The sequence below is a fragment of the Komagataeibacter kakiaceti JCM 25156 genome (genome assembly GCF_000613305.1).
Genome location: NZ_BAIO01000344.1, coordinates 1 through 2568, shown reverse-complemented (window position 1 = coordinate 2568; position 2568 = coordinate 1). Strand labels below are relative to the sequence as shown.

General features: G+C 66.3%; 4 pseudogenes. All 4 read left to right on the top strand.

From position 1 onward, the window contains the following. Nucleotides 1-308, top strand: a pseudogene (locus JCM25156_RS24430) (radical SAM family heme chaperone HemW); the annotation flags it as partial. Nucleotides 309-324: 16 nt separating this feature from the next. Then, a pseudogene (locus JCM25156_RS24425) lies at nt 325-1487 on the top strand (nucleoside hydrolase); the annotation flags it as partial. Between the two features lie 24 nt (nt 1488-1511). Further along, a pseudogene (locus JCM25156_RS28075) lies at nt 1512-1953 on the top strand (DUF1489 family protein). A 43-nt stretch (nt 1954-1996) separates the two neighbouring features. Then, nucleotides 1997-2568: pseudogene (locus JCM25156_RS24420) on the top strand (lytic transglycosylase domain-containing protein); the annotation flags it as partial.

The following is a 2568-nucleotide window of genomic DNA, read 5'->3' as shown; positions in this document are numbered from 1 at the left end:
CGCGCGCCCGAACCTGGGCCGAACGCGTGGAGCGCACCGGCACCGGCGCCCACCCCGAGGACATGCTGGATAACCGTGACCGCGCGCGTGAAATGCTGCTTATGGGCCTGCGGCTGGCGGAAGGGATTTCGACCACCCGCTTTACCCACCGCACCGGCATGAGCGTGCAGGAGGCGACCGATCCTGACATCATGCAGGCCGCCATTACGGAAGGTTACCTGACCCATGATCCGGCCCGCCACACCCTGGCGGCCACGCCAGCGGGGCGGCTGCGGCTGGAAAGCCTGCTTGCCGCGCTGGTGCTTTAGGAAATTTGGCCATACGATGGCGTCCATGCATCCACGGCAGGGAGTTCGCCGCGTGTTTTCCTTTCTCCAGTCCCGTTCCGCCCGGCTTGCCGCATCCGCCGCCGCCTTCATGCTCATGGCCACGACCGTCCATGCCGCGCCTGCCCCCGCACCCGCATCCACGCTGACGCCCCGGAACTGGTGATTGCGGATAACGATTACCTTGGCCCCGGCGGGTCGGACCAGCTTTCCACCATTCCGCTCCTGTTCAACCCGCATGTGCGCGTGCTGGGCCTTACGGTCGTAAGCGGCGATGGATGGGAAAACGCCGAATCCGCGCATCTGCGCCGCCTGCTGGAAATCGTGGGCCGGACGGATGTGCCCGTGGCCGATGGCGCGGTTTATCCGCTGGTCAACACGAAAGCGGACATGCAGGTGCATGAACAGCAGTTCGGCGCAATTCCGTGGAAAGGCGCGTGGGGCGGTCTTGGCGCCATTGACAAGGCCCCGGACGTGCAGCCCCCCGTGCCCCGAATGAAGGAAGGCGCGCCCCATCTCGCCCCCGTGGCGCAGAGCGCGGCGCAGTTCCTGATCGAGCAGGTCCATGCCCACCCGCACGCCGTCACCATCATCGCCGCCGGGCCGCTGACCAATATCGCGCTGGCCATCCGGCAGGATCCGACCTTTGCCGAGACGGCGAAGCAGCTTGTCTTCATGGGCGGCATGCTGGACACGAGCATGGCCTCCATTACCGGCAATGCGGATTTCGCGTCCGATTTCAACATGATCTTCGACCCCGAAGCCGCGCACATCACCCTGACCGCGCCATGGAAGGCCATTACGGTGGTGGGCAGCGTGTCGAACGACCTCATGTTCTCACACGCGTATCTGGACCAGATCACCAGCAAGAAGACGCCGCTGACGGCCTATATGGGCAAATATTACGACCCCCTGCCCCTGTGGGATGAACTGACCAGCGCCGTCGCGGTCGATCCCACGCTGATCACGGCGGCGGTGGATGCACGGATGGATATCGACACCAGCCGTGGCCCGCATTACGGCCATGCCTTCGTGGTGCCCGACGCGCTTGCGCCGCGCAACAGCCCGATGCGCCGGGTCCATATCGTCCGCTCCGTTGACAGCCAGCGCTTCCGGGATGTGTTCCTGCGCGAAGCCCAGACAGACCTGCCGGCACCCGGCGCTGACGGCGGAAAGGCGCATCGCATGCTCCACATGGTCAAGCTGGCGGTTGGTGTCCGGTCGATCGAGGATCTGGCCCTGCGCCAGTCCCTCCAGACCCCGCCGGTTGATGATCTGGACGGCACGGACCCCACGGGCATGCCGTGGTTCCGCACCCGCATGTACCCCCGCCGCGCGGCCGAGATCGTGGATGGCGGGTCGATCTACCGTGTCATCTCGGGCCGGATCCTGTGCCGCCAGCGCATTACCGCCATCCGCCCCGACACGCGTGAGGATGGCACGGCGTGCGCGCTGGTCATGATGCGCCCGGGATCATTCCCGTCAGCCCGCGCGCCATGCGCCCGTTCCAGGCTGGCGCTATCTCCGCCCCGAGGACGCGCCACCGGACCTGTCCGCCCATGGCCATGGCGGCGACGTCCTGCCCGAAGCCCTGCGTAATGAACTGGCTGAACTGTGCCTGATCTGACCATACCCTCCTGCGCGGCGTAACGCGGCTCGTGCTGCTGGGCATGGTGGGGCTGGGCCTGGCCGCCTGCGCCAGTTCGGGCGGCTCACGCTATGGCAATTATTACGAAGGCAAGGCGGCCTACCGGCCGCCCGGTCCGCCAAGCGACCCGTGGCAGCCCTATATCGCCGATGCCTCCAGCCGGTTTTCGGTCCCGCAGGAGTGGATCCGCGCCGTGATCCAGAAGGAATCGGGCGGTCATGAATATATCGATGGCCACCTGACACGCTCGGCCAGCGGGGCGATCGGGCTCATGCAGCTCATGCCGCCCACCTATGCCGACATGCAGCGCCGCAATCATCTGGGGTCCGATCCGTATGACCCGCACAACAACATCCTGGCGGGCACCGCTATATCCGGATCCTGTACGGCCTGTATGGCGCGCCCGGCTTTCTGGCCGCCTATAACGCGGGCACGCAGCGCTGAACGACTATCTGGAAAACGGACGCCCGCTGCCCAGCCAGACGGTACGCTACCTGCGTATCATCACGCCCAACCTGGGCAACGAGGTCGCGCTGAGCGGGCCGCTGGCGGTTTACGGCAGTTCATCCCAGCCCGTCACGGCCACGCCGGTCG